The organism is Plectonema radiosum NIES-515 (genome assembly GCF_025753815.1).
GTDB classification, from domain to species: Bacteria; Cyanobacteriota; Cyanobacteriia; order Cyanobacteriales; family Nostocaceae; genus Hassallia; species Hassallia radiosum_A.
On the sequence record NZ_JAOWRF010000249.1, the window covers coordinates 1 to 2,667 of the forward strand.

The following is a 2,667-nucleotide window of genomic DNA, read 5'->3' on the forward strand; positions in this document are numbered from 1 at the left end:
TTTGTGCGATTCGTTCCCTATAAAGTGGAAAGGCTACCAGCCTAAAAACGAACTAGGGGCAAGGAGACTAGTCCTTCGTATTGACTAGAACAGAACCTTGACAACTTGGTTTCCATGCAGATGAAATTTCTGCCGCCCTCGACGCTGGGTTGAAGCGTAACCCCCACACATCGCGTGACAACCGAATGTGACCATTGTAGCGGGGTTAAACGACAAGTAGCCTTAAACCTTATAAGGTCAATTGGCAAGCTCAGTTGGGAAGGGTTAACGTTCAGTAAACTCACTTGAAACCTTCGTTAATTTGAAGTTGCGGCAATGAGGTTAATGTAACAATTGTTACGACCGCAACAGCCAAAAGGCAATGGGGAAATGTGGCTAATGAACTGAATCCGTCATTAGAAGCGTTCACGAGAGTTATCTAATTAGGTAACTGTATTAACCCCGGAGGAGTGTGAGAACCCCGCCCCCAACGACAAATGGAAACCAGGAACGAATTAACTCCCCTGTTCTCTCTCAGTATATCTGAGTAGGCAGTCAGCCGCATGAAGCAGGTGGAGAAGGATGGCTTCATAAGCTAACGCCCTTGGTAATGCAAGGGATACGCAGACGGAAGCCCGATTGTAGGAGATGTAGAGGTATCAAGTAGTATAAATGTCGTGAGATGAAGGTAAACAACCAGAGTACGAATAATAACCCAGAAGTAACAGTACGCGACGAGTGGAAAAATATCCCTTGGCGCAAGCTAGAACAGAAGGCTTATAAGCTACAACGACGCATCTACACAGCTTCACAGCGTGGTGAAACTCTCAAAGTAAGGAAGCTACAAAGGCTATTGATGAAGTCCAGAGCCGCAAAGCTACTAGCCACAAGACGGGTAACGCAGGAAAATAAGGGTAAGAAAACTGCTGGTGTCGATGGGGTAAAAGCTTTATCCCCACACCAAAGATTAAAACTCGCTAAAAACCTGCGAATTAATGGCAAGGCAAAACCTACCAGACGAGTTTGGATACCCAAACCAGGTAGAGACGAAAAACGCCCCCTTGGAATACCCGTCATGGAAGATAGAGCCAAGCAGAAACTAGTTGAACTAGTTCTTGACCCAGAATGGGAGGCTCGTTTCGAGCCAAACTCATACGGGTTCAGGAAAGGACGCTCATGTCATGATGCGATAGACGCAATTAACAGCAGTATTCAAAAAATGCCCAAATGGGTGTTAGATGCAGATATTGCAAGTTGCTTTGACCGCATAAACCACCAGGCTCTACTTAACAAGCTAAATACAACCCCTAATATTCGCAGGCAAATTAAAGCCTGGTTACGAAGCGGGGTAATTGATGGTATGAAATACTACGATACCACCGAGGGTACACCACAGGGCGGGACGATTTCGCCTCTACTGGCTAATGTTGCCCTCCACGGTCTAGAAAATCGAATTAACCAAGCATTCGGTGGAGGATACTTTGTTTCCCCCCAAGGGAAAAGAAAAAGGTATACCGCTAACCCAGTAAGATTAATTCGATACGCAGACGACTTTGTGTTACTACATGAAGATTTGAATACCATCTTAAAAGCTCGAAATATAGTATCCGACTGGCTTCGTGACATGGGACTGGAGCTAAAGCCATCTAAAACAAAAATTACTCATACCCTTAACGGAGGAAAGGAGTATGAAACTGGATTTGATTTCCTTGGATTTCATATTCAGCAATTCGAGGTTGGTAAACATCAATCACGAACCAAAGACAAAATAAAAAGGATTGGCTTTAACTTCAATACAATCATTACTCCCAGCAAGCAGAAGGTACAGGTTCACCTGGAAAAAATTCATAACATGATTTTAGTTGGTAAAGCAAAAGTTTTACCCCAGGTAAAGCTAATAGCAAATCTCAATCCTGTATTACGAGGATGGGCTAACTATTACAAAACAGTCAATAGTTCTGTGATTTATCACAAACTAGACCATTTGATGTATCTGAAGTTAAGACGTTGGACTAAAAGACGACACTCCAATAAAGGTAAATCCTGGATAGCCAGTCGCTACTGGGGTATATACGATGGAAAAGGCTGGGAGTTCACCGACAGAAAAACAGGGATAACTTTAGAAAAATACTCCAACACAAAAGTCAGAAGTCCTGGGACTAAAGACGAATATGTTAAGGTAAAAGGCGAAAAAAGTCCCTATGACGGTGATATAGCATATTGGGCGGCAAGAACGGGAGAGCATCCAGAATTGCCAAAACGGAAATCACTTCTGTTAAAGCAACAAAAACAAAGATGTACTTATTGCGGGTTGTTTATCACCGATGCACTAGATACAGAAGTCCACCATAAGGACGGAAACCATAAAAATGATAAATGGGAAAACCTTGAACTCATACACATGGTTTGTCATGATTTAATGCACGCAAACAATACCAATAAGAAAAACCACACTGATGGGACAAAGCGGCAGGTTGAAATTTACGGAGTATCAATCGATGATTTTTCGTTCTATATTTAGCCGACAAAGAGGGAAGGAAAACTCTATTCATCCCCCCCTAAACCTTAATAATGGTGAGAAGCTTGTTATGACAAAACAACTACAGTTGAGGAGCCGTGTGAAGGGACAACTTTCACGCACGGTTTTGAAGACCAACGGGGGAGGCAACAAACCCGTTGAGTTTAACC

1 protein-coding gene is annotated in these 2,667 nt (G+C 43.0%); it reads left to right on the plus strand.

Annotation, left to right across the window (positions count from 1 at the left end; translation table 11 throughout):
- Positions 1-661: 661 nt before the first annotated feature.
- Complete coding sequence (gene ltrA, locus OGM63_RS16870; protein ID WP_263746759.1) at positions 662-2,500, plus strand: group II intron reverse transcriptase/maturase; 1,839 nt, start codon at positions 662-664, stop codon at positions 2,498-2,500.
- The last annotated feature ends 167 nt before the right edge of the window (positions 2,501-2,667 follow it).